The 430-nt window shown below is 64.9% G+C and carries 1 protein-coding gene; it reads left to right on the top strand.

Annotated features, from left to right (window positions below; genetic code table 11):
- Positions 1 to 180: 180 nt before the first annotated feature.
- Positions 181 to 430: winged helix-turn-helix domain-containing protein (locus tag EN818_RS30865; RefSeq protein ID WP_135906605.1), on the top strand; the 250-nt coding region annotated here is incomplete at its 3' end.

The following is a 430-nucleotide window of genomic DNA, read 5'->3' as shown; positions in this document are numbered from 1 at the left end:
TGCGCCTTGCGCTCGGCCGCAGGGTCTTCGCGGTGATCAAGACGGTGAGCTTCGACAGCGCGACGACGGGACCAGGGCTGTCGGCCGAGGCCGATGGGTGACGAAAGGACAATGTCGCTATGTTGGTTTGGAATAGCGATTGGGCTGCCGAGCGGCTAATCTGATCGCGGAGGACAAGGGATGCCATCGCTGAGCTTGCGGATAAATCTCGACCCCGACGGGCGAATTGGTCCGGGCAAGATTGAGCTGCTGGAGCAGATCGCCGCCTTCGGCTCGATCTCGGCCGCGGCGCGCGGCATGGAGATGTCCTACAAGCATGCCTGGGATCTGGTCGAGGACATGAACCGCGTCTTCGGCAAGCCGCTGGTCGCCGCACAGACCGGCGGGAAGAAGGGCGGCGGCGCGCAGCTGACGTCGGTGGGTCTGGCGG

This window comes from Mesorhizobium sp. M3A.F.Ca.ET.175.01.1.1 (genome assembly GCF_004791945.1).
Lineage (GTDB): Bacteria > Pseudomonadota > Alphaproteobacteria > Rhizobiales > Rhizobiaceae > Mesorhizobium.
The sequence above is the reverse complement of the archived record's forward strand: the minus strand, read 5'-3'. Positions and strand labels throughout refer to the sequence as shown.